Source organism: Streptomyces sp. NPDC005070 (assembly GCF_053600395.1).
In genome coordinates, this window is record NZ_JBSFZS010000418.1 from 1 (window position 1) to 1,945 (window position 1,945).

Consider the following 1,945-nt stretch of genomic DNA (forward strand, 5'->3'; position numbering starts at 1 on the left):
GCCCGCGACGGGCACGGCGCCGTGCCGGATCTCCAGCCCTTCCGGCTCCACCTTGCCCGGCAGGACGACCTCGACGAGCCCTTCGGCGTTCATGACGACCTCCACTGCGTTCCACGCGAGTTATCTGCTATCGCTTTAGTTAGAAGCTATAACCGACAGGCGTGAGCGTCAAGAGCTTTCGTTAGAGGTTCTAACTCGAAGCGGATGCGCGACATGGGTAGAGCTGCCGGGCGTGCCGCGCCTCGGCCGCAGCCCGCTCAGCCCGCTCTCTAAACGGCGGCTTCGGCCGTCCACTCGATGTCCGGCGGCACGACGCGGGCGCATCGCGGATTGCCGTGCGCGTCGGTCAGTCCCAGCCGCCCGACGAGCAGCCCCTCGCGCGCCGCCTCGGCGAGCACGTCGGAGGGGACGGCGTCGAGCATCAGCTTGGCGCGGCGGAACATGCTGAAGACCCCCGCTTCGTCGACCGTCCCCCAGGACAGATAGACGAAGAGGTGTCCCAGGCGCTTCTGCACATAGGGGCCCGTCAGTTCGATCCCCGTCGGCGAGGGCGTGGCCGTGCAGTCGAGTGTCCAGGTCGCGCCGGCGCCGTCGCCGGGCTGGGGATCGAGCAGTTCGGCCGGACGGTCCCGGCGTTGCACAGCGACATGGATGTTGTCGTACACCGGGACGGTGCCACGGCCTTCGGGGGCGGGGCAGGTGCGGCCGGGCAGCTCGTCGGCGTCGATACGGATGCGCATACGGGCCATCATGCCGCCCGTCCGCCGACGGGCACCCGGCGCGCCCCCAGGGTCAAGCCAGGCCGTGTCCGACCTGGAGCCCGCCGTCCCCCGGTGCTCCCGGACCGGGGGGCCGGCTCGTACGGACCGCGGTTTCGATCCCGTCGAGCTGGGCGGCGAGGATCTCCTCGAACGCGACCCGGCGGTCCACGACGAGAGGGCGGATGTCCCGGGCGAAGTGGGCCAGGACCGGGAAGCGTTCGGGGTCGGCGCCCAGTACCGCCACGCGGAACAGTTCCAGGCCCTGCTCACGCTCCTCGGGGGTGACGGTGCCGACCCCGGCCTCGGAGGCGATCAGCGCGGAGACGAGGACCGCGAGCCGGTGGTAGCGCGCCGGGATCTCCTCGTCGGGCAGCCCGGACGCGCGCAGCGCCTGCAGCGCCTCCTCCATGACGAGGCGGGACCCGGTGCCGCTCGACGCGTGGCGTCCCCAGACCGAGGCGAGCTGCGGCTGCTGACCGAAGGCGTCCCTCACTCGCAGGGCCAGGGCCGTGATGCGCTGCCTCCAGTCGCCCTCGGCGCGGTAGCCGTCCATGGCGGTCAGGAGAATCCGGTCGGCGACCGCGCGCAGCAGTTCGGTCTTGCTGCGGAAGTGCCGGTAGAGGCTGGAGGAATCGGTCCCGAGGGCCGCGGCCAGCTTGCGCACGCTGAACGAGTCCGGGTCGCTCGTGCGCAGCAGCTCTGCGGCCGCGTCCAGGATCTCTTCGGTCGACCAACGCCTTCGGCCTGCCATCCCGCTCCTCTCGCCGTGTTTCGGCCCAGCCTATGCACTTACCTGTGCACTTATCTAAGCACTCATCTATGCACTCGCCTATGCACTTGGCGTTGCACGCACCGCGTGCATAATGGGAACACAGACCTGCCGAACGCCGACGAGTCGGGGCGGCAGACCGCTCATGCCCTGTTGTCCGGGATCCGGCGACCACTGCGGAGCCCGCCTCCGGGAAGCCGAAAGGACGCATGACGTGAAGAACCCACTGGATACGGCGGCACTGGAAGCGGCCGTCGAGAGCGTCCACCGGGCCGGTGTGCCGGGCCTGTTCGCCGAGGTGCGAGACGGCGACCGGGTCTGGCGCGGCGCGGCCGGGGTCGCCGACCTCACCACCGGCAGCCCCGTCACCGCCGACATGCGGCACCGCGTCGGCAGCATCACCAAGACGTTCACC

Annotated in this window: 3 protein-coding genes; 1 reads left to right on the forward strand and 2 read right to left on the reverse strand. The window is 70.5% G+C overall.

Annotated features, from left to right (window positions below; translation table 11 throughout):
- Positions 1-269: 269 nt before the first annotated feature.
- Positions 270-740, reverse strand: coding sequence for a DUF5990 family protein (locus ACWEBX_RS39750; protein ID WP_451889572.1), 471 nt, complete (start codon positions 738-740; stop codon positions 270-272).
- 52 nt (positions 741-792) lie between these two features.
- A complete protein-coding gene (locus ACWEBX_RS39755; RefSeq protein ID WP_451889573.1) occupies positions 793-1,512 on the reverse strand; it encodes a TetR/AcrR family transcriptional regulator in 720 nt (239 codons plus the stop codon).
- A 232-nt stretch (positions 1,513-1,744) separates the two neighbouring features.
- On the opposite strand from ACWEBX_RS39755, the gene ACWEBX_RS39760 reads away from it, so the two are divergent.
- Positions 1,745-1,945, forward strand: a 201-nt coding sequence (locus ACWEBX_RS39760) for a serine hydrolase (protein WP_451889574.1), incomplete at its 3' end; no start/stop codon positions are given.